General features: G+C 65.8%; 2 protein-coding genes. Both read right to left on the minus strand.

The annotated features are described in order from the left end of the window. Nucleotides 1-179: 179 nt before the first annotated feature. A complete protein-coding gene (locus ACTIGN_RS28470) occupies nucleotides 180-593 on the minus strand; it encodes a cysteine dioxygenase (protein WP_439630285.1) in 414 nt (137 codons plus the stop codon). Nucleotides 594-693: 100 nt separating this feature from the next. Beyond that, nucleotides 694-915: a hypothetical protein gene (locus tag ACTIGN_RS28475; protein WP_439630287.1), complete on the minus strand. Its 222-nt coding sequence runs from the start codon at nucleotides 913-915 to the stop codon at nucleotides 694-696. Nucleotides 916-1,426 lie beyond the last annotated feature (511 nt).

Genomic DNA, 1,426 nt, shown 5'->3' on the forward strand with positions numbered 1-1,426 from the left:
CCGAGCGCCGAGCGAGGGTCCACGTGAACCCTCGCTCGGCGCTCGGGCTCGGACCCGCACACCACGGTTCCGGTCCAGTCTACTCGCACGCGACCGCGAGTTGTTCGAACCGGTGAGGCGGTACCCGGCCCCCATGCGGGGGCCGGCGGGGGGCTCGACCGGACGGCCGGGCGGAACCGTCAGGTCTGGAACGGCGGGGAGTAGAAGTTGAGGAGGACGGTGCCGGCGGTGTCCACGTTGCTGAGCTGGTGGACGCGGTCGCCCGCGAGCCCGGAGACGTCGCCCGGCGCCAGGTAGTGCTGGCCGGTCGCCGCGAGCGTCGTCCCGGCGGCCTTCTCGAAGAGCGTCTCGAGCACCATCCCGTTCACGACCCGGATCACGCACGAACTGCCGCGGTGGTCGTGGACCGAACTGGTCTGGCCCGCGGCGAAGCAGATCAGAACCACTTCCATCGACTCGTCGCGGTGCAGCGAGATCCGCGTGTACGGCTCGGCGCTGAAGTGGACCGGCAACTCGTCGTCGCGGTACTCGTACTCGGCCGCGTACCGCTCCAGGTCCGCAAGTTCCCAGACCGTCCGCTCGGCGACTTCCATGTCCGCTCCCTCCGAACACTGGGCGACGCCCAATTATCGGCTCCCCGGGCGGACGGCCGCAACCTCAAACGGGTTGTGCCGCGGCGGGGCGTGGGAAACCTCAGTTCACCGAGAACGCGGCGATGCGGTTGCGGGTCGGCCGGCGGAGCTGCGCCTCGGTCAACTCCTGGGCCCGGCGGTACACCTCGGCGACGTACGCCACCTGGGTCATCGTCTGGCCGAACATCGCCACCGGACAGGCCACGAACGCGGGGGAAAAGCCGGCGGCGACCGGAGCGTACTCGGAGTTGGAGAAGAACTCGCTGATACGGTTCTCGAACATGGTCGGTCCCCGGAGTGCCGGCCCTGGCATTGGTTACTGGTGTGGTGATGTTTATCGGCGTATCAGGTGACTAAAGTTTAGAAACTTAATCACCTTGGTGATGTAATACTACCCGACGCTCCTCAGCGAGGCAAGCGGTTCTCAAATTTCCCACCAATTTCGGGGTGCGACAGCACGTTCCGGACCTAAATTGTCCGAGATCACCTCCCTCCAGCCGGCAAGAAGCACATTCCCGGCACGACAATCATGACTGCCGTTGTGATGTATCCATGCCTGAGCCGCACTGCCGGGGTGGGCAACTTCGGGACGGATGCACAAATCGCTCCAACGATCTTCCTTCCGGACCGGTTATTTGGTTCCGGACAAGGGGGTGTGAAGTGTCCGGAAACAAGCAGAAGCATCTGAATGATGCACTTGGGGGACGTGTTCGTGCGAAGTGAAGCGGGGGGGCCGGGGTTTCCCCGCCGCCCCCCCAACGCCCCCCCCCCCCCCCCGGTAACGGGCCCCACCC

The sequence above is a fragment of the Gemmata sp. genome, assembly GCF_051859125.1.
Classification (GTDB): Bacteria; Planctomycetota; Planctomycetia; order Gemmatales; family Gemmataceae; genus Gemmata.

Coding starts and splice junctions, on each gene's coding strand:
- ACTIGN_RS28470 (WP_439630285.1), bottom strand. CDS start 593: ATGGAAGTCGCCGAGCGGACGGTCTGGGAACTTGCGGACCTGGAGCGG.
- ACTIGN_RS28475 (WP_439630287.1), bottom strand. CDS start 915: ATGTTCGAGAACCGTATCAGCGAGTTCTTCTCCAACTCCGAGTACGCT.